The organism is Cryptosporangium arvum DSM 44712, assembly GCF_000585375.1.
Classification (GTDB): domain Bacteria; phylum Actinomycetota; class Actinomycetes; order Mycobacteriales; family Cryptosporangiaceae; genus Cryptosporangium; species Cryptosporangium arvum.
Genome location: NZ_KK073874.1, coordinates 7905414 through 7929505 on the forward strand (window position 1 = coordinate 7905414; position 24092 = coordinate 7929505).

At 71.3% G+C, this 24092-nt stretch carries 22 protein-coding genes; 15 read left to right on the forward strand and 7 right to left on the reverse strand.

Features of this window, described 5'->3' with window-relative positions:
- Positions 1-3 precede the first annotated feature (3 nt).
- From CRYAR_RS36005 to pcaC, 7 genes are read left to right on the forward strand one after another with little or no spacing between them, the layout of a single operon-like run.
- Positions 4-729, forward strand: a complete 726-nt coding sequence (locus CRYAR_RS36005; RefSeq protein ID WP_035869183.1) for a CoA-transferase — start codon at positions 4-6, stop codon at positions 727-729.
- Entirely contained in the window at positions 726-1898 is a 1173-nt protein-coding gene (locus tag CRYAR_RS36010; RefSeq protein ID WP_035857680.1) for a thiolase family protein, read from the forward strand. The genes CRYAR_RS36005 and CRYAR_RS36010 overlap by 4 nt, the downstream gene beginning before the upstream one ends.
- Entirely contained in the window at positions 1898-2602 is a 705-nt protein-coding gene (pcaH, locus tag CRYAR_RS36015; protein ID WP_035869184.1) for a protocatechuate 3,4-dioxygenase subunit beta, read from the forward strand. Before CRYAR_RS36010 ends, pcaH begins: the two co-directional genes overlap by 1 nt.
- Positions 2599-3156 (forward strand): protocatechuate 3,4-dioxygenase subunit alpha, encoded by a 558-nt coding sequence (pcaG, locus tag CRYAR_RS36020; protein WP_035857682.1) that lies wholly within the window; start codon positions 2599-2601, stop codon positions 3154-3156. The genes pcaH and pcaG overlap by 4 nt, the downstream gene beginning before the upstream one ends.
- Positions 3146-4438: a 3-carboxy-cis,cis-muconate cycloisomerase gene (gene pcaB, locus CRYAR_RS36025; RefSeq protein ID WP_035857684.1), complete on the forward strand. Its 1293-nt coding sequence runs from the start codon at positions 3146-3148 to the stop codon at positions 4436-4438. The genes pcaG and pcaB overlap by 11 nt, the downstream gene beginning before the upstream one ends.
- On the forward strand, positions 4435-5208 hold the full coding sequence (pcaD, locus tag CRYAR_RS36030) for a 3-oxoadipate enol-lactonase (RefSeq protein WP_211247811.1): 774 nt from the start codon (positions 4435-4437) through the stop codon (positions 5206-5208). The genes pcaB and pcaD overlap by 4 nt, the downstream gene beginning before the upstream one ends.
- Positions 5205-5582, forward strand: coding sequence for a 4-carboxymuconolactone decarboxylase (gene pcaC / locus CRYAR_RS36035; RefSeq protein WP_035857687.1), 378 nt, complete (start codon positions 5205-5207; stop codon positions 5580-5582). Before pcaD ends, pcaC begins: the two co-directional genes overlap by 4 nt.
- Positions 5583-5589: 7 nt before the next feature.
- On the opposite strand, the gene CRYAR_RS36040 is transcribed toward pcaC, so the two are convergent.
- The gene (locus CRYAR_RS36040; protein WP_035857690.1) at positions 5590-6327 is read right to left on the reverse strand and encodes an IclR family transcriptional regulator; all 738 of its coding nucleotides are present in this window, start codon (positions 6325-6327) and stop codon (positions 5590-5592) included.
- A 106-nt stretch (positions 6328-6433) separates the two neighbouring features.
- Here CRYAR_RS36040 and CRYAR_RS36045 point away from each other — a divergent pair, with 106 nt between their 5' ends.
- Together CRYAR_RS36045 and CRYAR_RS36050 are read left to right on the forward strand one after the other, a co-directional pair.
- Positions 6434-6997 (forward strand): NADPH-dependent FMN reductase, encoded by a 564-nt coding sequence (locus tag CRYAR_RS36045; RefSeq protein ID WP_035857691.1) that lies wholly within the window; start codon positions 6434-6436, stop codon positions 6995-6997.
- Between the two features lie 71 nt (positions 6998-7068).
- Positions 7069-8793, forward strand: a complete 1725-nt coding sequence (locus tag CRYAR_RS36050; RefSeq protein WP_063725815.1) for an MDR family MFS transporter — start codon at positions 7069-7071, stop codon at positions 8791-8793.
- Here the strand turns inward: CRYAR_RS36050 and CRYAR_RS36055 are convergent.
- From CRYAR_RS36055 to mca, 4 genes are all read right to left on the reverse strand, one after another.
- Positions 8780-10033 (reverse strand): L,D-transpeptidase, encoded by a 1254-nt coding sequence (locus CRYAR_RS36055; protein WP_051571386.1) that lies wholly within the window; start codon positions 10031-10033, stop codon positions 8780-8782. The genes CRYAR_RS36050 and CRYAR_RS36055 overlap by 14 nt on opposite strands.
- 239 nt (positions 10034-10272) lie before the next feature.
- Positions 10273-12621 carry a putative bifunctional diguanylate cyclase/phosphodiesterase gene (locus CRYAR_RS36060; RefSeq protein WP_084701410.1) on the reverse strand — a complete coding sequence of 783 codons (2349 nt, stop codon included), beginning with the start codon at positions 12619-12621 and terminating at the stop codon, positions 10273-10275.
- A gap of 1231 nt (positions 12622-13852) precedes the next feature.
- Complete coding sequence (locus CRYAR_RS36065; protein WP_051571388.1) at positions 13853-14173, reverse strand: hypothetical protein; 321 nt, start codon at positions 14171-14173, stop codon at positions 13853-13855.
- Entirely contained in the window at positions 14170-15033 is an 864-nt protein-coding gene (gene mca, locus CRYAR_RS36070) for a mycothiol conjugate amidase Mca (RefSeq protein WP_035869199.1), read from the reverse strand. The genes CRYAR_RS36065 and mca overlap by 4 nt, the downstream gene beginning before the upstream one ends.
- Before the next feature lie 151 nt (positions 15034-15184).
- Between mca and CRYAR_RS36075 the strand changes: the two genes are divergently transcribed.
- From CRYAR_RS36075 to greA, 3 genes are all read left to right on the forward strand, one after another.
- Entirely contained in the window at positions 15185-15586 is a 402-nt protein-coding gene (locus CRYAR_RS36075) for a DUF4307 domain-containing protein (RefSeq protein WP_157018306.1), read from the forward strand.
- A gap of 148 nt (positions 15587-15734) precedes the next feature.
- The gene (locus tag CRYAR_RS36080) at positions 15735-16799 is read left to right on the forward strand and encodes a hypothetical protein (RefSeq protein WP_035857692.1); all 1065 of its coding nucleotides are present in this window, start codon (positions 15735-15737) and stop codon (positions 16797-16799) included.
- A gap of 351 nt (positions 16800-17150) precedes the next feature.
- Complete coding sequence (gene greA, locus CRYAR_RS36085) at positions 17151-17651, forward strand: transcription elongation factor GreA (RefSeq protein ID WP_035857693.1); 501 nt, start codon at positions 17151-17153, stop codon at positions 17649-17651.
- Positions 17652-17673: 22 nt separating this feature from the next.
- Here the strand turns inward: greA and ilvA are convergent, their stop codons facing one another.
- Positions 17674-18912 carry a threonine ammonia-lyase gene (gene ilvA / locus CRYAR_RS36090; protein ID WP_035857694.1) on the reverse strand — a complete coding sequence of 413 codons (1239 nt, stop codon included), beginning with the start codon at positions 18910-18912 and terminating at the stop codon, positions 17674-17676.
- Between the two features lie 180 nt (positions 18913-19092).
- On the opposite strand from ilvA, the gene CRYAR_RS47760 reads away from it, so the two are divergent.
- From CRYAR_RS47760 to CRYAR_RS36105, 3 genes are read left to right on the forward strand one after another with little or no spacing between them, the layout of a single operon-like run.
- Complete coding sequence (locus tag CRYAR_RS47760; RefSeq protein ID WP_169745134.1) at positions 19093-20055, forward strand: sensor histidine kinase; 963 nt, start codon at positions 19093-19095, stop codon at positions 20053-20055.
- Between the two features lie 41 nt (positions 20056-20096).
- Positions 20097-21551, forward strand: coding sequence for a sigma 54-interacting transcriptional regulator (locus CRYAR_RS36100; protein ID WP_035857696.1), 1455 nt, complete (start codon positions 20097-20099; stop codon positions 21549-21551).
- A gap of 10 nt (positions 21552-21561) precedes the next feature.
- Positions 21562-23568: a vWA domain-containing protein gene (locus tag CRYAR_RS36105; RefSeq protein ID WP_051571390.1), complete on the forward strand. Its 2007-nt coding sequence runs from the start codon at positions 21562-21564 to the stop codon at positions 23566-23568.
- Here the strand turns inward: CRYAR_RS36105 and CRYAR_RS36110 are convergent.
- Positions 23565-24086 carry a hypothetical protein gene (locus CRYAR_RS36110; protein WP_157018308.1) on the reverse strand — a complete coding sequence of 174 codons (522 nt, stop codon included), beginning with the start codon at positions 24084-24086 and terminating at the stop codon, positions 23565-23567. The two genes, CRYAR_RS36105 and CRYAR_RS36110, sit on opposite strands and share 4 nt — an antisense overlap.
- Between the last annotated feature and the right edge of the window lie 6 nt (positions 24087-24092).

Here is a 24092-nt window from a genome sequence, read left to right on the forward strand (position 1 = left end):
GAAATGATGACGGTCGCCGCCGCGACGTCCCTGGACGACGACGCGGTGTGCTTCGTCGGCATCGGACTGCCGAGCACGGCCGCGAACCTGGCCCGCCGTCTGCACGCGCCGCACCTCGTGCTGATCTACGAGGCCGGCGCCGTCGGCGCGAAGCCCGACCGGCTGCCGCTCTCGATCGGCGACGGCATCCTCGGCGAGACCGCCGACGCGGTCGTGACCGTCCCGGAGATCTTCAACTACTGGCTCCAGCCGGGCCGGATCGACGTCGGGTTCCTCGGTGCCGCGCAGATCGACAAGTTCGGCAACATCAACACGACCGTGGTCGGGGACTACGCCGACCCGAAGGTCCGGTTGCCCGGGGCCGGTGGGGCGCCGGAGATCGCCGCGTCCGCGAAGGAGGTGCTGGTGATCGTCCGGCAGAACACGCGGGCGTTCGTCGAGAAGGTCGACTTCGTGACGTCGGTGGGCTACGGCGACGGGCCCGGCTACCGCGAGCGGCTCGGGCTGCCGGGGAGGGGGCCGGTGAAGGTGATCACGGACCTCGGGATCCTGGAGCCGGACCCGGAAACCCGCGAACTGACGCTCACCGCGCTCCATCCCGGGGTAAGCCTGGACCAGGTGCGGAAAGCGACCGGCTGGGCCCTTCGCGTGGCCGACGACTTGCGCACGACGGACGAACCCACCGAGGAACAGCTGCGTGCCCTCCGGGCCCTCAAGGAGGCGAAATGACCGACGCGTACGTGATCGACGCCGTGCGGACGCCGTTCGGGAAGTACGGCGGTGCGCTGTCCGGCGTGCGTCCCGACGACCTGGCCGCGCACGTCGTCCGCAGCCTGGTCGAGCGCTCCCCCGACCTCGATCCGGCCACCATCGACGACGTGCTGTTCGGTGACGCGAACGGCGCCGGCGAGGACAACCGTGACGTCGCCCGGATGGCCGTGCTGCTGGCCGGGCTCCCGACCTCGGTGCCGGGCGCGACCGTCAACCGGCTCTGCGGCTCCGGCCTGGAGGCGGCGATCGAGGCGGCCAGAGCGGTCGAGACCGGCGACGCGGAGCTGCTGATCGCCGGCGGCGTCGAGTCGATGAGCCGGGCACCGTGGGTGCTCCTCAAACCGGAGAAGCCGTTCCCCAGCGCCCACCAGACGCTGCACTCGACCACGCTCGGCTGGCGCATGGTCAACCCGCGCATGGACGACGCCTGGACGGTCTCGCTCGGCGAGGCCACCGAGCAGCTCGCGGAGAAGTACGGCATCACCCGCGAGGCGCAGGACGCGTTCGCGGCCAAGAGCCACCAGCGCGCGGCCGCGGCGTGGGACGCCGGGGTGTTCGTCGACGAGGTGGTCGCGACCGAGGGCCTGGAGCGCGACGAGGGCATCCGCCCCGACTCGACGATCGAGAAGCTGGCGCGCCTCAAACCGGCGTTCCGGCCGGACGGCACGATCACCGCGGGCAACGCGTCGCCGCTGAACGACGGCGCGGCCGCGACGCTCATCGGGTCGGCGGCGACCGCCGAACGGCTGGGGAGGACGCCGCTGGCCCGGATCGCCGGGCGCGGTGTGGCGGCGGTCGAGCCGCAGTTCTTCGGCATCGGCCCGGTCCAGGCGGCCGAGCGGGCCCTGCGCCGCGCCGGTATCGGCTGGGGTGACCTGAGCGTGGTCGAGCTCAACGAGGCGTTCGCGGCCCAGTCGCTGGCCTGCTTCGCCGACTGGCCGGACCTCGATCCGGCGATCGTGAACGTCAACGGGGGCGCGATCGCGATCGGCCACCCGCTGGGCGCGTCCGGCGTCCGGATCCTCGGCGGTCTCGCGCACGAGCTGCGCCGCCGCGGCGGCGGCTGGGGACTCGCCGCGATCTGTATCGGTGTCGGCCAGGGCCTGGCCGTGGTGTTGGAGGCGTGATGATCTACCGACCCGATTTCGACGTCCACCCGCGCTTGGACTACGACGGCTACAAGTCGACGGCGCTGCGCCACCCGAAGCAGCCGCTCGTCGCGTTGCCGCAGAGCTTCACCGAGATCACCGGTCCGCTGCTCGGCGAGGGTCGCCTCGGCGAGACCGACCACGACCTCACCCGCCAGCACGACGGCGAGCCGCAGGGACAGCGGATCATCGTCCACGGCCGGGTGCTCGACAGCGACGGCCGCCCGGTGCCGCAGACGCTGCTCGAGGTCTGGCAGGCCAACGCGGCCGGCCGGTACCGGCACGTGATCGACAACTGGCCGGCGCCGCTGGACCCGAACTTCACCGGGCTCGGCCGGACGCTCACCGACGACCTCGGCCGCTACCGCTTCACGACGATCAAGCCCGGCGCCTACCCGTGGAAGAACCACCACAACGCCTGGCGCCCGGCGCACATCCACTTCTCGCTGTTCGGGCGGGCGTTCACCCAGCGTCTGGTCACCCAGATGTACTTCCCGGACGACCCGCTGTTCCCCTACGACCCGATCTTCAACTCGGTGCCGGACGAGAAGGCCAGGCAGCGGATGGTCTCCCGGTTCGACCTGGAGTCGACGCAGCCCGACTGGGCGCTGGCGTTCGAGTTCGACATCGTTCTCCGGGGTTCGGACGCGACCCCGTTCGAGTCGGAGGTTGACGACGAATGACCACTCCTTCGCAGACCGTCGGCCCGTACCTGGCGATTGGCTTGACCTGGGACGACGGGCCGTTCGTCGCGCCCGGGGGCACGGCCGGTGGCTTCTGGATCCGCGGCCGGCTCACCGACGGCAACGGTGACGTGGTGCCGGACGGCCTGATCGAGACCTGGCAGGCCGACCCGGCCGGCCGGTTCGACCACCCGGACGACCCCCGGGGCGCGGCGGCACCGTCGGTGGAGGGCTTCCGCGGGTTCGGGCGCTCGGCCACCGACCGGAACGGCGAGTGGGCCGTCCACACGCTCAAGCCCGGCCGGGTGCCCGGTGTCGACGGTGCCCTCCAGGCTCCCCACGTCGACGTCTCGGTGTTCGCGCGCGGCATGCTGCACCGCGTCGTCACCCGCATCTACTTCGCCGACGAGGCGGCGGCGAACGCCGAGGACCCGGTGCTGGCTTCGGTTCCGGCCGCGGCCCGCCCGACGCTGGTCGCGGAGCCGGCCGACGACGGGTACCGGTTCGACATCCGCCTGCAGGGCGACGGGGAGACGGCCTTCTTTGCGCTCTGAGCTGTTCGATCCCCTGTTCGCCGACGCGCGGGTGTCGGTGGAGCTCGGCGACCGCGCGGTGTTCCGCGCGATGCTCGACGTCGAGGCGGCGCTCGCGCGGGCGGAGGCGTCGGTCGGGGTGATCCCGGCCGACGCGGCCGACGCGATCGGTGCCGCCTGCGGTGGCGAGTTCGACCTGGCGGCGGTGGGGCTGGCCGGCGTCGGCGCCGGCAACCCGGTGGTGCCGCTGGTGCGTCAGGTCGAGCAGCGGTTGCCGTCCTCCGCCAAGCCCTGGGTGCACCACGGGGCGACGAGCCAGGACGTCCTCGACACCGCGCTGATGCTCGTCGCCTCCCGGGCCCGCGGTGCGGTGCTCGACGCGGTGCGCCACGCCGCCGACGCGCTGGCCGGGCTGGCCGCGGCGCACCGCGGAACGCTGATGGTCGGCCGGACGCTGGGCCAGCAGGCCCTGCCGACGACGTTCGGGCTCAAAGCCGCCGGCTGGCTGGTCGCGCTGGACACGGCGGCGGTCCGGCTGCGTGCCGTGCCGCTGGCGATCCAGTTCGGCGGGGCGGCCGGGACGCTCGCGGCGCTGGGTTCCCGCGGGCTCGACGTGGCCGCGGCGCTGGCCACCGAGCTCGGCCTGGCCGAACCCGTGCTGCCGTGGCACACCGACCGGCAACGCGTGCTCGACCTGGGCTCGGCGTTGGCGGCGGTGTCGGCGGCCCTCGGCAAGATCGCGCTCGACGTCACGCTGCTGGCCTCCTCCGAGGTGCGCGAGGTCGCGGAAGGCGGCGAGGGCGGCGGGTCGTCGGCGATGCCGCACAAACGCAACCCGGCCAACGCGATCCTGGTGCGGTCGGCGTCGCTGCGGACGCCCGGCCTGCTCGCCACGCTGCACACCGCGGCCGCGCAGCAGGAGCACGAGCGGGCGACCGGGGGTTGGCACGCCGAGTGGGAGACCCTGCGTGAGCTCCTCGACGTCGTCGGTGGTGCCGCGGGGCGCGCGGCCCGGTTCCTGCCCGACCTTCAGGTGGACGGGGCCGCGATGCGCGCGACGCTCGACGCGACCGGCGGCGTGCTGCTCAGCGAGAGCGTCTCCGGGGCGCTCGCCGAGACGCTCGGCCGGGGCGCCGCGCATGATCTGGTCAAGAATGCGGTAGCCACTGGGCGTCCGCTGCGGGAGGTTCTGCTCGAAGCCGGCGTCGACGCGGACCCGGTCCTCGATCCCGCGAACTACCTGGGCAGCGCGTCCGCGCTCGTGGACCGCGCGCTGGCCGCGCACCGGAAGGACTGGCCGTGACGGCTCGACTGACCACCACCTGGTACGGCGTCGACAGTGCGCCGATGGACGCGCCCGTCCTGGTGCTCGGCAACTCCATCGGCACCAACCAGGGCCTGTGGGCACCGCTGATCCCGACGTTCGCCCAGCGCTTCCGGGTGCTGGCGGTCGAGACGCGGGGCCACGGCGGGTCCGAGGTGCTGCCCGGCCCGTACTCGCTCGCCGACCTGGGCGGGGATTTCCTCGCGGTGTTCGACGAGCTGGGGCTGGCGAGGGTGCGCTACGCCGGGCTGTCGATCGGCGGGATGATCGGCATGTGGCTGGCGTCGCACGCGCCGGAGCGCGTCGAGAAGCTCGCGCTGGTGTGCACGTCGGCGTACCTGCCGCCGGCGACCGGCTGGATCTCGCGGGCGGAGACGGTCCGGGCCGAGGGCACCGGGGCGATCGCGGAGCTGGCGGCCGGGCGGTGGTTCACCGAGGGCTTCCGGGAGCGTTCCCCGGACCGGGTGAAGGCCGCGATCGCGATGCTCGAGGCCACCTCGGACGAGGGTTACGCCGGGTGCTGCGAGGCGATCGCGGGGATGGACCTGCGCCCCGACCTGCACCGCATCACCGCCGACACGCTGGTGATCGCCGGTGCCGACGACCCGGCGACCCCGCCGTCGCACAGCCAGGCGATCGTGTCGTCGGTGCGCGGCGCCCACCTGCAGATCGTGCCGGACGCGTCGCACCTGGCGACGCTGGAGCAGCCGGACACGATCGCCTCACTGATCATGGGAGCCCTGGCGTGAACGACGCCGACCGGCACGCCGCCGGGATGACGGTCCGGCGGGAAGTGCTCGGCGACGCGCACGTCGACCGGGCCACCGCGAACACCACCGACTTCACCGCCGACTTCCAGGACTTCATCACCCGCTACGCGTGGGGCGAGATCTGGACGCGCGACGGGCTCGACCGGAAGACACGCAGCTGCATGACGCTGTCGCTGCTGGTCGCGCTCCGGGCCGAGAACGAGATCCCGATGCACGTCCGCGCGGCCCGGCGCAACGGCCTGACGCCGGACGAGATCAAGGAAGTGTTCCTGCACGCGGCGGTGTACGCCGGTGTCCCGGCGGCGAACTCGGCGTTCGCGCTCGCGCAGAAGGTGCTGGCCGAGGAGGAATGACGTGCCGCTACCGCGTGCGCGAGATACCACGCGCGGCGGCGCGCACGGCCGGCGCGAGGCCCAGGCGGTCGGCGCCTTCGCTGCGGACGACCACCGAGAGCGCGGCGATCACCCCCTCGTCACCGTCGGGGTCGAAGATCGGCGCCGCCACCGAGAGCGATTCCGGGTCGACGAGGCGGTCGCACACCGCGATCCCGGTGCGGCGGACCTCGGCGAGGATCGTGCGCAGGCGCCTCGGATCGGTGACCGTGTCCTTGGTGAACGACTTGAGCGGCTGCGCGAGCACCTCGTCCTGGAACTCCGGCGGCGCGTGGGCGAGCAGCACCTGCCCGACGCCGGTCGCGTGCAACGGCAGCCGCCCGCCGACGCGCGAGAGGATGTTCACCGCGTGCCGGCCGGTGATCCGCTCCACGTACACGGCCTCGTGCCCGTCGCGCACGGCCAGCTGGACGTTCTCGTGCGTGACCTCGTACAGGTCCTCCAGGAACGGCAGGGCCCGCTCACGCAGCCCGAGCCCGCGCGGCGCCAGCGACGCGACCTCCCAGAGCCGCAGCCCGATGCGGTAGCGACCGGCCTCGTCGCGCTCCAGCGCCCCCCAGTCGGCGAGCTCGCCGACCAGCCGGTGCGCGGTGGTGAGCGGCAACCCGGCGCGACGACCGATCTCGGAGAGCGTCAGCCGCGGCTGCTGGGCCGTGAACGCGGCGAGGATCCCCAGCGCCTTGCTGGTCACCGAGGGTGTGGGCATACCTGTGATTGTCGCCTCGATTCCCGCGCACCGGAATCTGGTGCCGGGACTCCCGGTTCGGCCGAGTAGTTGATCCATACACCATTAATCGTTCGAGGAGTCGTGCATGTCCAGGCTGCAGATCATCGTCGCCAGCACCCGTCCGGGCCGGGTCGGCCTCCCCGTCGGCCAGTGGGTCGAGGCCGCGGCCGGCAAGCACGGCGGCTTCGACGAGGTCGACCTCACCGACCTCGCCGAGCTCGACCTGCCGCTGATGGACGAGCCGAACCACCCCCGGCTCGCGCGCTACACCAAGGACCACACCAAGGAGTGGGCCGCCCGCGTCGGCGCCGCGGACGCGTACGTCTTCGTGCTGGCCGAGTACAACCACAGCTACACGGCCGGCGTGAAGAACGCGATCGACTACCTGCACAACGAGTGGCGGTACAAGCCGGCCGGGCTGGTCAGCTACGGCGGCGTGTCGGCCGGTCTGCGCGCGGCGCAGGCGTTCAAGCCGGTCCTGCTCTCGCTGAAGGTCGTGCCGATCGTGGAGGGCGTCATGATCCCGTTCGTCGGTCAGTTCCTCGACGACGAGCGCGTCTTCACGCCGAACGAGATGGTCGAGACGTCCGCCACCGCGATGCTCGACGAGCTGGGCCGCTGGAGCGGCGCGCTGACCTCGCTGCGGTGACGCGGGAGGGCGCGGCGCGCCACGGTACGCCGCGCCCGTTATTGGCGGGAATACGTCTTTTACACTAAAGCGTGGCTAATCACGGAACATCCACCTCGAACGAGCTGACCCACCGGCAGATCGTCACGATTCTGATCGGACTCATGCTCGGGATGTTCCTGAGCGCACTCGATCAGACCGTGGTGGCCACCGCGATCCGCACGATCGCCGACGACCTGGACGGCTTCGACCTCCAGGCCTGGGCGACCACCGCGTTCCTGATCACGTCCACGATCGTGACGCCGCTCTACGGCAAGCTCTCCGACATCTACGGGCGCAAACCGCTGTTCGTGACCGCGATCGTGCTGTTCCTGATCGGCTCGCTGCTCTGCGGCACCGCGTCGTCGATGTACGAGCTCGCGGCCTACCGGGCGGTCCAGGGAATGGGCGCCGGCGGGCTGATGTCGCTGGCGTTCGCGATCATCGGCGACATCGTGCCGCCCCGGGAGCGCTCGAAGTACCAGGGCTACTTCATGGCGGTGTTCGGCACCTCGAGCGTGCTCGGGCCGGTGATCGGCGGGTTCTTCGCCGGAGCGGACTCCGTGCTGGGCGCGGCCGGGTGGCGCTGGATCTTCTGGGTGAACCTGCCGATCGGCGCCGTCGCGCTCGTCGTCGTCTACCGGTTCCTGCACGTCCCGCACTCGCCGCGCGACCACCGGATCGACTGGCCGGGGGCGCTGGCCCTCGTGCTCGCGCTGGTGCCGCTGCTCACCGTCGCCGAGCAGGGCCGGGAGTGGGGCTGGGGCTCGGGGCGCGCGATCGGCTGCTACGTCGTCGGCGTGATCGGCACCGCGCTGTTCCTGCTGGCCGAACGCCGGTACGGGGACGAGGCCCTGCTCCCGCTGCGGATGTTCCGCGGGCGGACGTACGCGGTGGGCTCGGCCGGCAGCCTGATCATCGGCATGGGCATGTTCGGCGCGATGGCACTGCTCCCGCAGTACCTGCAGATCGTCAAGGGCTCCTCGCCGACGATGGGCGGCCTGCAAATGCTGCCGCTGGTGGTCGGCATCATGAGCGCGGCCGCCGTCTCCGGGACGATCATCACCCGCACCGGGCGCTACAAGATCTTCCCGCTGATCGGCAGCGTGCTGATGGCGGTCGCGCTGCTGCTGTTCTCACGCATCGGCGCGGACACACCGCTGTGGCAGACGATGCTGATCATGGCCACGTTCGGCGCCGGGCTCGGCGTCAACATGCAGCCGGTGATCCTCGCCGTGCAGAACGCCGTCGACCCGCGCGACATGGGGGTCGCGACGGCCGCGGTCACGTTCTTCCGCCAGATGGGCGGCACGCTCGGCACCGCGGTGTTCCTGTCGGTGCTGTTCACCGGCCTCACCAGGGACATCGGTACGCGGGTCGCGGAGGCGTCGCAGACCGCGGAGTACCGGGCCGCTCTCGCCGCCCACCCCGAGCAGGCCGCCACGCTCCAGGCCGCGAACAGCGGTTCGCTCTCCGACACGTCGTTCATCAACACGCTGGACGCCGTGCTCGCCCACCCGTTCAAGGTCGGCTTCTCCGACGCGATGAGCACGGTGTTCCTGCTGGCGGCGGCGATCATGGTGATCGGCGCGGTCGTCATGTGGATGCTGCCCGAGCTGCCGCTGCGCAGCCAGAGCGGCCTGCAGGCCCGCGCGGCCGCCGAGAGCGCCCCGGCCGCCCCGGCCGCTGCCGTCGACCTGGACGACAGCGACCTCGACCTGAACGACCCGGACCTGCGTGAGCTCAACGACGAGACGTCGCGGCCTAGGTCGTCGTGACCGCGCCGGTCTTGGAGTGCGTCAGCCAGTCCTCGAAGTCGAGCGTCCAGTCGCTGTACCCGTTGCCGAGCTCGACCGTCGTCTCGGTGTTCTTGACCGTGACCGGGTCGCCGACCTGCAGCCGCTCGTAGAGCCAGATCGCGTTCGCCTCGGACACGTTGATGCAGCCGTGCGAGACGTTCTCCTTGCCCTGCTGCTCCACCGACCACGGCGCCGAGTGAATGAACTCGCCGCCCCAGGTGAGCCGCATCGGGTACTCGACCTTGGTGCGGTAACCGTCGGGCGAGTCGACCGCCAGGCCGTAGGTCGACGAGTCGAACATCGCCTCGCGACGCTTGTCGATGACGACCATCGTGCCGCTGCTCGACGGGTACTTCGGCTTGCCCAGGCTGATCGGCATCGACCTCACGACCTCGCCACCCTCGGACACCTTCATCGTGTGCGTCGAGGAGTCGGCCACCAGCCGCCGGTTGGTGCCGATCTTGAAGTCGATCGTCATGTCGGTGCGGCCCCAGACGCCGTCGGCGACCGGCCGGCCCGCGCTGTCGACCGTGACGTGGACCTTGCTGCCCGCGGCCCAGTACTCCGACGGCCGGAAGTGCAGTTCGGTGGAGCTGACCCAGCCCCACGCGCCGGTCGTCGGCGGCTCCGAGCTGACCTTCAGCATCTTCTCGTACGCGGTGCGCGCCGCGTCGCTCTTCACCGAGCGGCTCAGCTTCAACACGATCGGCATGCCGACGCCGTAGCTCTTGTTGTCGCCGAGCGGGCTCGACGCGCGGACCGAGCTGTCCGCACCCGGCGTCGGGACCGTCGCGAACTTCGAGGTCAGCGGCGCGCCGCCTCCGGTCGTCGTGACCGAGACGGTGTAGGTGGCGCCGAACGAGAGCTTGCCCTTGCTCGCCCAGCTGCGCTTGTCCGCGCCGACCTCGCCCTCGACCGCGTCACCCTTGTCGGACTTCACCGACACGGCGGTGATCGTGTCCTTGTCGATCGAGAGCGTGATCGGGTCCGTCGGCGGGACCGCGGTCGCGTCCGCGGCCGGCTTCACGGTGAGCTTCGGACCGTCGGGCGAGGGGGACGTCGTCGGGTCGGCGCCGTTGCCGCTGCCGCTGCCGCCGTCTCCGCTACCCGAACCGGAGCAGCCGGCCACCAGAAGAGCGGTCGCGAGCAACGCGACCAGCAGGATCAGACGGCCCCGGACGCCGCGGGGGCCGGCGCCAGGGAGGACGGGGGGAGTCACGAGCAGCTCCGGGGAGAGACGGTGCGCCGCAGGACGACCTGGGGCGCGATCAGCCGCTCCATCGTGCCTCAAGATTTCAAGTCTGAAGGATGAGGCCGACCCGGGCGGTCGAAGGTGGTTAATAAGCTTCAGTTAACGCTAGTTGTGGTCCAGGCTAAGGCACGCCCCGGCGACCCTTTGTCCGGTGTACCCCTCCGCCGAAGAGACGGAGATTTCCGGCCGGACCGCGTGCAACCAATTCACTCCGGTGGACCGTCGGGCCCACCGCGGGCCGCCAGCACGATCTTGGCGTCGTCGGGGTCGAGCGGCGGATAGAAGAAGAAGCCCTGGGCCCCGTGGCAGCCGAGTTTCATCAGCTCAGCGCGTTGCTGAGCGGTCTCGACGCCCTCGGCGATCGCGCGCAGGCCCAGCGTGTGGGCCAGCCCGACGGTCATCCGGACCACCGCTTCGGCCTGGCGGGAGCTCTCCATCGCGATCACGAACTGCCGGTCGATCTTGATCTCGTCCACGGTGACGCGCGCCACCGAGGTGAGCGACGAGAACCCGGTGCCGAAATCGTCCAGGGAGAGCCGCACGCCTCGGTCGCGTAGCGCGGTGAGCACCTCGTCGACGACCTCGAGCTCGCTCATCATCGCGGTCTCGGTGATCTCCAACACCAAACGGTCCGGCGGCACGTCGAACTCGGCCAGCAGGCGGCTGACCTCGTCGGGCAGGTCGCGATCGAGCAGCGACCGCGCCGAGAGGTTCACCGCGACCGGCGCGTCGATGCCGTCGTCGAGCCAGGTGCGGTAGGTGCCCAGGGCCAGTTCGAAGACCCGCCGGGTCAGCGGCGCGATCAGGTCGGTGTGCTCCAGGTCCGGGATGAAGGACGCCGGGCTCAGCATCCCCCGGCGGGGATGGCGCCAGCGCACCAGCACCTCGGCGCCGAGCGGCTTGCCGGCGACGAGGTCGACGCTGGGCTGCAGCTGGATGATGATCTGGTCGTCGGCCGCGAGGGCGGCCTGCATCTCGGAGGCCAACGCCAGCCGGTCGACGCTCGCGGTGTCGCGCTCGGCGTCGAACTCCAGCAGCTGGACGCCGCCCGCCTTGGCGCGGAACATCGCCGAGTCCGCCCGGCGCAGCAGCTCGACCGTGTCGCAGCCGCCGGTCTCCACCGCGACGATCCCGGCGGTGGCCTCGATCGAGAGCTCCACCCCGTCGACGACGAGCGGGCCGCCGAGCGCACCGAGGAGCGTCTCGGCCCGGGCGTGCGCGTGCGCCGACGCCGCGCCCTGACTGGCCTGCCCGGGCATCAGCAGCGCGAACTCGTCGCCGTGCAGCCGCGCGAGCGTCTCCCCCGGCGCCACCCGGACCCGGAGCCGCTCGGCGACGACACGCAGCAGGTCGTCACCGGCCTCGTGCCCGAGCGTGTCGTTGACCTGGCGGAAGTGGTCGAGGTCGAGCAGGAGCAGGGCGACCGTGCCGTGTCCGCTGGTCAGCACCGCGTTGCCCTCGGCCATCAGGCAGGCGCGGTTGGCCAGGCCGGTCAGCGCGTCCTGCGTCGCGAGGTCGTGCAGCTGCTGGTGGACGTACGCGTTCTGCATGGTGCCGGCCAGCGCGCTTCCCAGCGTGGCCAGCGCGAGCTGCTCGCGCTCGGGCAGCCGCACCTGCGAGCGGAAGCACAGCCGCAGCTCGCCGAACGAGGGACCGGAGCCGTTGACGAGCGAGACCGGGAACATCGTCTGCTCGGGGCGGTAGAGGCCGGGCTTGCCCTGCCAGATCTCGCCGGCGGCGTCACCGCGGGTGAGTACCGCGTCGCCGTTGGCCCGCTTCCACTCGACCTCGACGACGTCGGCGCCGAAGAGTTTGGCCGACTCGACGATGGCAGTCCGTAACACTGCGTCGATATCGAGGTGACCCATTTCCTGTGTGGCCGCGGACAGCCGCTGCCACATCCGGCGCTCGATCCGGGTGCGGACCCGGCCGGCGAAGCCTTCGATCAGCAGCCAGAGCACCGGCGGGAGAACCACGAGTAGATAAGGCGCGTAGCGGGCGACCGCGAGAATGAGCGCGCCGATCGCCAGATTGAGCAGGAGTCCGAGCGCGCGGGTGCCGACACCTTCGAAGACGACGGAGCGGAACGTGTCACCGCGCGAGAACGCGACCGCCGCCGCACAGGCCAGCTCGCTCACCACCGCGGAGATCGCGGCCATCGCGGTCAGCGCGAGCGCTCCGCGCCAGCTGATCGGATCGGGTTGCGCACCGGCGATCGCCACCATGGCGGTCGCGGCCGCACTGACTCCGACAATTGTCGTGGCGACGTTGAACCAGGCTTTGACCGGATCGAATCGCTTCCAGGCCATCGCGCCGGCGGTGCCGATCGCAGCGGTCAGGACGGTCCAGCCGGGCGGCAGCAAAACCAGCCCGACGATGAGAACGGCCTCGCCCCAGTCGACGAGGATGCCGCTGCCGCCGATGTAGCGGCGCACGATCCAGATCCGGCTGATCGCCACCATCAGGGTGACGAGCGGGACGGCCCACCAGTCGGTGCCGGGCGCGGGCAATGTGAGCGCGACCCCGGCAATACAGACCGCCGCCAATACGGTCATACCCGTGATCAAGGCGCGAAGACGACTGGGAAGTGACAGTCGCTGGGCGCTGATAACCGCGTCCACGCCGCCTCCCTCGATCTCGCCGACGCGACCGATACGGCCGCGCAAGCACGATCCTCTCCGACGGAGGGCGGTGCGTCACGGGTTATGGAGCGATAGATGGGTGAGCTTCAACCACTCACGTTCGTAGAGCCCTTCCGGGCATCAATTTATGAGCCGTCAATGACCGAACGGCTACGCTGCGCAGTTTAGCCCCAGGTGGCGCCACGCATCACGCAACTCCCTTCTGGATGCAATTCCCTACCGCGGTCGGCGCTCAGCCCCAGGTCGCACCACGCATTGCGGTTCCCTCCATTCCCACCAGTAACGAATTTCCACTCCGACCACAAAGGGGGCAATCAGCCCCAGGTCGCACCGCGCATCGTCGAGCACCTCCTCTCGCCCTTCACTGCACTCGCCGTCCGTTCGTTCGGTTCAGCCCCACGTAGCGCCTCGCATCGCACACCGCCCTTCGGATCCCGTACCGCTGTCCACATCCGACCGTCAGCCCCACGTCGCGCCGCGCACGGTCCACCTCCGATCGTGAGCACCTGATCCGGCACATCGGACAAACTCAGCCCCAAGTTGCTCCACGCATCACTAAACACCTCCCTTCACTTCAGTCCAACCATTCCCACTATTCATTTTGATTAAATTCAGCCCCACGTTGCGCCGCGCATCGCCACCACCCCTTCCTGGAGTTCCCCGACTCGGGTCGAAACCACACCGATCCGTACACGTTCGGTTACGGAAACAAGAAATTGATGTTCTGCGCGTATCGGCATCCGAACACGAGACAACGCAACCAGAATTATCCGGCCGCAAATCTCGCCCGCACTTTCCGGGCTCACTTCGAGATTTGATCTCGGATCGCGATATGCCGAACGTAGTGGCGTTATCGCAATGGGTGAAGACACTCAATGGCTACCAAAGAATGTGCGTTCGCCCGCTAGTCGAAAACGGTATAAAACGCTACCGCAAGTGATACTGCGCGTACCTATCCACGTGCGACGAGTTACTAGTCGACGTTCTCGGAACGGCGACACACGATAACGGCGCGGATACAGAATGCGTCCGCGCCGTGCCAATCGTAGATTACTCTCCGTGCTCGGAGAAGGGAAGTCGGGGTCCCTGCGGCGCGCCGGGGTCCTGGCGCGCCGCTACGTCGACTGTTCGGTACGGAGAGTGGTCAGCTCTCGGTGGTGCTCCGCTTCACGACGGGCTCGGCCGCAGCCGGTTCCGCCGAGGCCTCGTCGGCCTTCTCCGCGGTACCCGCAGACTCGGCCGGCGTGGCCGGTGCGGCAGACGCGGCCGGCGCGGCCGCGCGGTCGGACTTCTCGGCCGGGAACGACGCGGGTAGCCGCTTGATCCGCGCGGTCATGTTGCGCCACAGCAGGATCGTCGCGATCGCCAGCAGCGCGACGACCGCCAATGCCAGCGGCCCCGCACCGGCACCCTCCCGGGTGTCTCCGAAGTTGTTCGCCGCCTCGACGACCGTTTCCAGCGTCATCGTGCCTTCACCGCCTCGCGTACTCCTGCGAACAGATCATCTTCCGGCCGCTCGCTCTCGACCGCCGAGCGGGCCAACTCGTAGTCCTCGGTGGGCCAGACCTCCCGCTGGACCTCCAGCGGGACGCCGAACCAGCGCCCGTTCGGGTCGACCTGGGTGGCGTGCGCGCGCAGCGCGTCGTCACGGAGGCCGAAGTACTCACCACAGTTGATCCGCGTGGTGATGCGGTCCCCGGGGTCCGGCCGGTCGTCCGGCCAGTTCTGCAGCCACTCCTCGTAGGGCGACTCCAGACCGGCGGCCTTCATCGCCTCGTCCAGCTTCAGCACCCGGGCCTTGGAGAAGCTCATGTGGTAGTAGAGCTTCAGCGGCTGCCAGGGCTCGCCCTGCTCGACGTACCGCTCGGGGTCGCCGGCCGCCTCGTAGGCCTCGACCGACACCCGGTGGCACATGATGTGGTCGGGGTGCGGGTACCCGCCGTTCTCGTCGTAGGTGAGGATCACGTGCGGACGGAACTCACGCACGAGGCGCACCAGGGGCGCGGCGGCCACTTCGAGCGGCTGGGTCGCGAAGCAGCCCTCGGGTAGCGGCGGCAGCGGATCGCCCTCCGGGAGGCCGGAGTCCACGAAGCCCAGCCACGCCTGGTCGACGCCGAGGATCGCGCGCGCGTTCGCCATCTCCTCGCGGCGCAGGTCGCTGAGGTTCGCCCAGACCTCGGGCCGGTCCATCTGGGGGTTGAGCACGGAGCCCCGCTCGCCACCGGTGCACGTGGCGACGAGGACCGAGACCCCGTCACGCACGTAACGGGCCATGGTGGCGGCCCCCTTGCTCGACTCGTCGTCCGGATGGGCGTGCACGGCCATCAGCCGGAGTTGCTCGTCGGACACGCGCCGGATCTCCCTCACCTAGGTGTCAGCCCGTCGGGATACGTTGCTGCGTAGCTGACAGATGAATTGTCCACGACCGGCGGTGCCGCTGTGACAGCGGCTCACCGGCCCCGATAGCGGAGCGCTCGTGACGGCACCCGTATTTCCTCCCGGCCGCTACGGTCGTCGGCGTAGCCGGCGCGCCTACCCCCGTTGGCTGGTCCCGGCGCTGGTGGGAGCCGTGATGGTGGCGGGCCTGACGATCGCCGGAAAGCTCTACTCCACCTACGGCGACGACCACGTGGAAGGTCGCGTGCTCCGGTACTCGGTGGTCTCCGACCGCGAGGTCCGGATCGAGTTCGAGATCTCCGGGTCCCGGGAGACGCCGATGAAGTGCGCGGTGCGCTCGCGGGGGGAGGACGGCTCCGAAGTGGGCCGCACCGAGCTGACGGTTCCGGAGGGTGACTCCGTGGTCACTCGAACCGTTACTCTGGCCACCTCGCAGCGAGCGGTGAGCGGCGAGTCCGGCGGGTGCGCCCCCGCCGGGTGAACCGGCCGTCACCCCCGTCCGTGTACCGCGGGGAGGGGGCAACTGTGCCCAACCGATCCCCCGAACGTCCGAGATGCGCGTCGGACAGCGGGGTCGCATCCGGACATCACCCTCGCCGTCGGCAGGATCCCGGGGTTCCCTGGGATCCATGGGAGGCAGTGAGTCGCGTCGCCGTTCGCGGCACTCGGTCGCGCAGACGGACCCGCTGTACTGGGCCCGGGCTCGCGCGGCCGCACAGGACCCGTTCGGCCGACCGGTCGACCGGGACGCCATCGACCCGGATGCCACCACCGAGGAGTTTCCGTCGATCGCTCCGGAGTGGTCGGGGCGGCTGCCGCTGCCCGCGCCCGTGGACCTGCCCGTCCGACGGCCCTGGTCCGGCGAGGACGCCACCACCGACTCGCTCCCCGCGATCCGTACCGACGACGCGGCGACGACCGTCGACCTGCCCGCCGTACCGTCCGACGCCGAGACCGTCGACCACCGCGACCGTCCACTGGCGCTGGTACCGCGCTCCTACAGTTCCGGGCGCTCGTCGCTCGCCCGGCGCGGCTACACCGGGCGGCACCGTCCGCCACCGGCCCCGTCGCCCACCCGGCTCGGGCTGTCCACGGTGGGGATGACGGTCGCGGTCGGCGTCCTGGGCGTGACGCTCGCGATGCTGCACGCCCAACCGAACGACCAGGCCGACCGCGCCGCCCCGCCACTGTCCGCCGTCTCGCCGACCGGCCCACCCGACGCCGGCGGCGCGGAAGCCGCCGAGCCGCGGCCGACGCCGGGCCCGGACGGGAAGCTCATCCCCCGGCCCGGTGCGACCCCGAGCACCGGCCCGGCCGCCACCTCCGGAGCGAGCAGCCCTCGTGTCGGCCGGCCCGCGGTCGCCCCGGGAGCACCGGGCGCCGACGACGGTGGCTCCGACGACGACTCCGGTGACGAGGGCGCCACGACCGGGGAGCAGCCGGCCGCGCCCGCCACCCCGCGCTCGGGCGGCCGTCCGACCCGGACCCGCCAGCCCGGAACCGTCGCCCGGCCGACGCCGCGCACGAGCCCGCGGTGCGCGACGGGCCGCACCAACGCCCTCGCGGACGACCCGTCCGCGAGCACGGGCGCTCCGACGCCGGCCGACCCCGACGAGACGTCGCCCGAGTCGTCAGAGCCCACCGACGAGGCCACCGAGGGCACGAGCCCCAGCGCCCCCGCCGGAGCGTGCTGACCGGGGCGGATCCCGTCCGGGCACTTCGAACCGCGCCGATCGTTGAATCAAACGGCGAGGAGATGTCATCCTGGACGTCCGGCCGCCCGGGGGCGTCCTCCCCGAGGCGACGAGAGGGGCAGTTGAACGTGGTGAGAGAGATGAGCGGCGATCACGCCCGGACACGCCGAAAAGGCCTGTGTCCGCGGCGGGGATGCCGTCGGCTCGCAGCCCGCTGATGTTTACGGCTGAGTAACCGCGCGACTGCATAGGGTTCCCCGACCCCGGCCCCGAAGAGACCATCCGGGCTATCCTTTTGGTTTCCCCGTAGTGCGAAATACCGATCTATCCATTGACCCCCGAGGAGCACCCGTGTCTACGACCGATGAGGCGCGCGCAACCTGGCTCACACAGGAGGCGTTCGACCGGCTGAAGGCCGAGCTCGAGGAGCTCAAGACGAACCGTCCCGTGATCGCGGCGGAGATCAACGCGCGGCGCGAGGAGGGTGACCTCAAGGAGAACGGCGGTTACCACGCCGCCAAAGAGGAGCAGGGCAAGCAGGAGGGCCGGATCCGGCAGCTCGAGGACCTCCTCCGCAGCGCGCGCGTCGGCGAGGCGCCCACCACGGCGACCGTCGTCGTGCCCGGCACGGTGATCACCGTTCACTTCGACGACGACCCGGACGACGCCGAGACGTTCCTGCTCGGCTCCCGCGAGATCTCGTCGACCACCGACCTGACGGTGTACTCCCCCGAGTCGGCGCTCGGTGCGGCGATCCTGGACCACAAGCCGGGCGACAAGGTGTCCTACGAGGCGCCGAACGGTCGCACGATCAACGTCACGATCGCCAACCTCGAGCCGTTCGCGGGCTGAGCCCCGGCTGCGGGCCGCGCGGCTACTCCACCGAGTAGCCCGCGGCCCGCAGTGCGTTCACCGTCCGGTGCGAGTGGTCCGGCCCGTCCGTCTCGACGGTCAGCGACACCTCGACCTCGCCGACCCGCAGCGCGGCGTCGTGCCGTACGTGGGCGATGTCGAGGACGTTCGCCCGCTGCTTGGCCAGGGCGCCGAGCAGGCCGGCCAGCATTCCCGGCCGGTCGGCGAACCGCACGGTGAGGTCCAGGTACCGCCCGGCCGCGCCCATCCCGTGCTCGATCACCCGCAGGAGCAGCAGCGGGTCGATGTTGCCGCCCGACAGCACCACCACGACCGGCGCGGCGAACGCCTCCGGCTCGGCCAGCACCGCGGCCAGCGCCGCCGCACCGGCCGGTTCGACCACCATCTTGGCCCGCTCCAGGCTGAACAGCAGGGCCTGCGAGAGCTGCTCCTCGGAGACCGAGCGCACCTCGTCCACCTGGGCGGCGATGTGCGCGAACGTCAGATCGCCCGGACGGCCGACCGCGATGCCGTCGGCCATCGTGCGCATCCCGTCGAGCGTCACCGGATGCCCCGCCGCCAGCGACACCCGCACCGCCGCGGCTCCGGCGGCCTGCACGCCCACCAGCCGGACGTCCGGCCGCTCCGCGCGCAGCACGGTCGCGATGCCGGCCACCAGCCCGCCGCCCCCGGTCGGGACGACGACCGTCCGCACGTCCGGGTACTGCTCCAGGATCTCCAGCCCGACGGTCCCCTGGCCGGCGACGACGTCCGGGTGGTCGAACGGGTGCACGTAGACCGCGCCCCGGTCGCGGGCGAACGCGGTGGCCGCGGCCATCGCATCCTCGATGGTGGCGCCGACCAACTCCACCGTGGCGCCGTACTCGCGGGTGGCCGCCACCTTCGGCAGCGAAGCCCCGACCGGCATGAACACGGTGGCGTGCGTGCCGACCGCCCGAGCCGCCAGCGCGACGCCCTGCGCGTGGTTGCCCGCGCTGGCCGCGACCACCCCACCGGCCCGCTCCTCCGGGGAGAGCCTGGCCAGCCGCAGGTAGGCGCCGCGCAGCTTGAACGACCCCGCGTGCTGCAAGTTCTCGCACTTGAACAGCACCGGGCCGCCGACGAGCCCGCGCAGCGGCTGGCACTCCTCCAGCGGCGTCCGGCGCACCACTCCGGCCCCCGCCAGCACCTCCTGGGCGGCTCGGACATCGGACAGCGTCACCAGATCGGGTGGGGTGACGACAGCGTCCACGCTCGGCATGCGGAGAATCGTGCCAGGGCTCCGATTCCGGACCACTCTTGGGTGGCCGGGGCGACGGGAGGACAGAAACGGTGGTTACGCTGGCCCGCGCCGGGGTGGTTACGAATTCGCTGGGCGGGTAGTGCCGGTGCAAGTGAGAGCCGACGGGCAGGAGAAGACAGTGCGTGCTGCGGGGCGGCCTTGACCGCGGCACAGATCGACGGTGACCCTTCGCCCGACGCGGGCCCCGTGCTCGGCCACCAAGCGTTGATCTACTCCTCCTCCGACGAGTTGACCGCCTGCGGGGCGGACTTCCTGCGACAGGGCATCGAGCGGGGCGACACCGTCGTGCTGGCCGTCCCGGACGCGGCCGGGCTGGTCGCCGCGCTCGGCACGCACGCCGACCGGGTCGACGTCGTGGACGATCGGGTCTGGCATCGCATCCCGGCCTGGACGATCGGCGGGTACGCCCGCCGCACCGAGCGCGCCGCCCGCAAGAAGCAGCGCCTGCGGGTGCTGACCGAGATCCGTTGGGACGAGCCGTCGGCCATCGGCGAGTGGCAGTGTTACGAGGCCGTGCTCAACACGGCGCTCGCCGGCCTTCCGGTGGACCTGTGCTGCGCGTACGACGCGCAAGGGCTCGCCGAGGACGTCGTGGACGCGGCCCGGCGCACCCACCCGTCGACGCTCGGGCCGGACGGCGTCGCGCCGTCGGACCACTTCGTCCCGGCGGTCGAGTTCCTCGCCTCCGGCCCGGAGACGCCCCGCCTGCCGGTGCCGTCCGACGCGCTGCGGGTCGAGTTCGGCGCCGCCGAGATCCCCTCGGTGCGTCAGACCGCGCTGCGCTGGGCCCGCGACGGCGGCATGAACGAGGACGACGCGAGCGAGTTCCTGATCGCGATCTACGAGATCGCCAGCAACGCGGTCGAGCACGGGGGCGGCCGGGGCGTCGGCCGGTTCTGGTCCGGGGCCGACCGGCTGTTCTGCGACATCTGGAGCGCCCAGCACATCGCCGACCCGCTGGTGGCCGGGTTCCGCCCGCCGGGCACCGCGCAGGAGCGCGGCCGCGGGCTCTGGCTCGCCCGTCAGATCTGCGAACAGGTGACGATTTACAACAACGGTGGCGCAACCGTGCAATTGGCGCGCTCGGTCGAGTCGCGCTGATCCACCTCGCCACCCACGGGATTCCGACGTAGCGTCGGACTGTGACGCGTGATGCCTCGGCGGCCGAGGCGGCAGCCCGGCCCGAACCCACCACTCTTGGCGCCCTCCGGGACGCCGGGACCCCCTACCGCGGTGTGAAAGCCGAAATCCGGCACAACCTGCTGGCCCGGCTCCGCGCCGGCGAGCCTTCCGTCCCCGGAATCCTGGGATTCGACGACACCGTCCTCCCCGAGTTGGAGCGAGCGCTGCTCGCCGGCCACGACCTCGTGCTCCTCGGTGAGCGCGGCCAGGGCAAGACCCGCCTGATCCGGTCGTTGATCTCCCTGCTCGACGAGTGGACCCCGGTGATCGCCGGTTCCGAACTCAACGACCACCCGTTCGCGCCGATCAGCGTGTACGGCCAGAACCTCGTCGCCGAACTCGGCGACGCGACGCCGGTCGAGTGGCTGCACCGCTCGCTCCGGTTCGGCGAGAAGCTCGCCACCCCCGACACCTCCGTCGGCGACCTGATCGGCGACGTCGACCCGATCAAGGTGGCCGAAGGTCGCACGCTCGGCGACCCGGAGACCATCCACTACGGCCTAATCCCCCGCACCAACCGCGGCATCGTCGCCGTGAACGAGCTGCCCGACCTGGCCGAACGCATCCAGGTGGCGCTGCTCAACGTGCTCGAGGAGCGCGACATCCAGGTCCGCGGCTACACGCTGCGCCTGCCGCTCGACCTCCTCGTGGTCGCCAGCGCGAACCCCGAGGACTACACCAACCGCGGCCGGATCATCACCCCGCTCAAGGACCGGTTCGGGGCCGAGATCCGCACCCACTACCCGCTGGACCTCCCCGGCGAGCTGGCCGTCATCGAGCAGGAAGCACTGGTCAGCTGGCCGGACGAGCAGCTCGGCGACCCGGTCGTGCCCGACCACCTGCGCGAGATCATCGGCCGCTTCACCCGCGAGGTCCGGGAGGCCCCCCAGGTCGACCAGCGGTCGGGCGTCTCGGCCCGGTTCGCGATCGCCGCGCTGGAGACGGTGGCCGCCTCGGCGGTCCGGCGGGCCGCGAAGACCGGCGAGACGCCGGTGGCCCGGGTCAGCGATCTGCCGTCGGTGGTTCCGGCCAGCCGCGGCAAGGTCGAGTTCGCCGACCTCTCCGGCGACCTGGAGGACGGCCGCGAGCTGGAGATCCTCGATCACCTGCTGCGCCGGTCGATCGCCCGGACGTTCCGGCGTTACCTGGCCGGCGTCGACCTCTCCGGTCTGCAGGCCAAGTTCGAGGGCGGCAGCACGGTGATGGCCGGCGAGAACGTGGCCGCGGCCGACCTGCTGCACCAGCTGGGCACGGTGCCCGGCCTGGCCCAGATCCTCGAGCGCGTCGGAGTGCCGGACGGGGCGGAGTCGCCCGGTCTCGCCGCGGCCGCGCTGGAATTCGCGATGGAAGGGCTCCACCTCAACCGCCGGCTGGCCAAGGACGTGGCCGAAGGTCAGACCCTCTACGGCTCCTGAGGGGGCTCACATGAGCGCTGAACCACTGGAACCCCCACCCCCGCCGCGCCGACGTGGCGGTTACCGGTACGGCCGCTGGTCGGGCGGCGCCGACCCGCTGGCACCGCCGTTCGACGTCCGCGAGGCGCTGGACGGCATCGGCGACGACATCCTGTCCGGCTCCACCCCGGCCGACGCGCTGCGCCGGCTGCTGCAGCGCGGCCGCGACGGGCTGAACGGCCTCGACGACCTGCGCCGGCGCCTGCGCAAGCGGCGGGAGCAGCTGCGCCGGTCCGGACGCCTGGACGGCACCCTGGACCAGGTCCGGGAGTTGCTCGACCAGGCGCTCGAGTCGGAGAAGCGTGCGTTGTTCGCCGACCCCGACGACATGGCGCGCTTCGAGGAAGCCGAGTTGGACGCCCTGCCGGACGAGACCGCAAGCGCCGTGCGCGCGTTGGCCGACCGGCAGTGGCGCTCCCCCGAGGCGGCGCAGAAGTACCAGGAGATCCAGGACCTCCTGCGCCGTGAGGTGCTCGACTCCCAGTTCGCCGGCATGAAGAACGCACTGCAGAACGCGTCGCCGGAGGACATGGCGCGGGTCCGGGACATGATGGCGGACCTGAACGACCTGCTGTCGAAGCACGCCCGGGGAGAGGCCGGGCAGCAGGATCTCGACCAGTTCCTCGACAAACACGGCGAGTTCTTCCCGGAGCGGCCGAACAGCATCGACGAGTTGATCGACCAGTTGGCCCGCCGGGCCGCCGCTTCGCAGCGCATGATGGACGGTCTCACCGCCGACCAGCGCGCCGAGCTGGGCGACCTGATGGACCAGATGCTCGGCGGCGACATCGGGCTCTCGGCCGAGATGGAGCGGCTCAACCAGCAGCTGCGCGCGGCCCGGCCCGACCTGCGCTGGGGCGGCGACCCGCGGATGCAGGGCCAGGAAGGCATGGGCATGGGCGACGCCACGAGCGCGGTCGCCGAACTGTCCGACGTCGAGTCGCTCGACCGGCAACTCGGTCAGCAGTACGCCGGAGCCGGCTTGGACGACGTCGACGAAGAGCTGGTGCAGCGGGCGCTGGGGCGGGAAGCCGTCGACGACCTCAACAACCTCCGGCGGATCGAACGGGAGCTGTCCCGGCAGGGCTGGCTGCAGAACCGCAACGGCCAGCTCGAGCTGGCGCCGAAGGCGCTGCGACGGCTGGGCGCGACCGCGCTGAAGCGGGTGTTCGCGCAGCTGCACGACGGTCCGCGTGGCGACCACGACATCGCCGACGCCGGGGCCGCCGGTGAACTCACCGGCAGCAGCCGGATCTGGCAGTTCGGCGACACCCAGCCGCTGGACGTGGTGCGCACGGTGCGCAACGCGGTGCTGCGCACGGGCCCGACCTCGGACGGCGTTCGGCTCACGGTCGACGACTTCGAGGTCGTGGAGACCGAGCGGCGGTCGCGGGCCGCGGTGGCGCTGCTCGTCGACCTGTCGTACTCGATGGAGCTCAACGGCACATGGGGCGCGGCGAAGTCGACCGCGCTGGCGCTGCACCACCTGGTGACGACGCGCTACCCGCAGGACTCGATCGAGCTGATCGGGTTCAGCCAGTACGCGCGGCCGCTGCGCCCGGCCGAGCTGGCCGGGTTGGACTTCGACCCGGTGCAGGGCACGAACCTGCAGCACGCGCTGATGCTGGCGCGGCGGCACCTGACCCGGCACTCGGACGCCGAGCCGATCCTGCTCGTCGTCACCGACGGTGAGCCGACCGCGCACCTGGAGCGCGACGGCGAGGCGGTGTTCATGTGGCCGCCGATGCCCGAGACGCTCGCGCTGACGTTGGCCGAGGTCGACCGGGCCACCCGGGCCGGCGTCGCGATCAACGTGTTCATGCTGGGTGAGGACCCGCGGCTGGTCGACTTCATGACCGAGGTGGCCCGCCGCAACGGCGGCCGGATCTTCACGTCCGACGCCGACAACCTCGGCGAGTACGTGGTCCGGGACTTCCTGGCCCGCCGCACCGCGATCGCCTCCGGCCGACGCCGCTAGAGGGTCAGCACCTCGATGTTGCAGATGTACCAACCGTTGGTCTCCAAGGCCTGAAGGCGCATCGGGAACGGCCGGTTCGTCGTCTCCCGGGTGCGTGTGTCGGCCACCACGAAGGTGACCCCGACGTCCAGCTCGACCTCGGTCGAACTGCGTCGGGTCTCCTTCGTGACGTTCCAGTCGATGGTCCGGAGTTCCTGGCCGACGTCGACCAGGCCGCGGTTGAACTCACGCAGCGTCGCGCCCGCCTGCGAGCGCTTCGACTCGCACAGGGCCTGCTCGAACTCGTTGATGCTGTTCTGCGACATGCTGCGCAGCAGCTGATCCGCCGCGGCCTTCGGCGTCTCCGGCCCCCGGTCACCGGTGCGGTAGACGAACACCCCGGTGACCGTGCAGACGACCGCCGACATCATCAGGGCGAGTAGCCCGAACAGCACGAAGCGACGCTTCCGCCGTTTCCGCCGACGCTCCCAGCTACGGCTGCGAGTCGTCAGCTCCGGCGGCGGGGGCGCAGGGAGCATCGACCC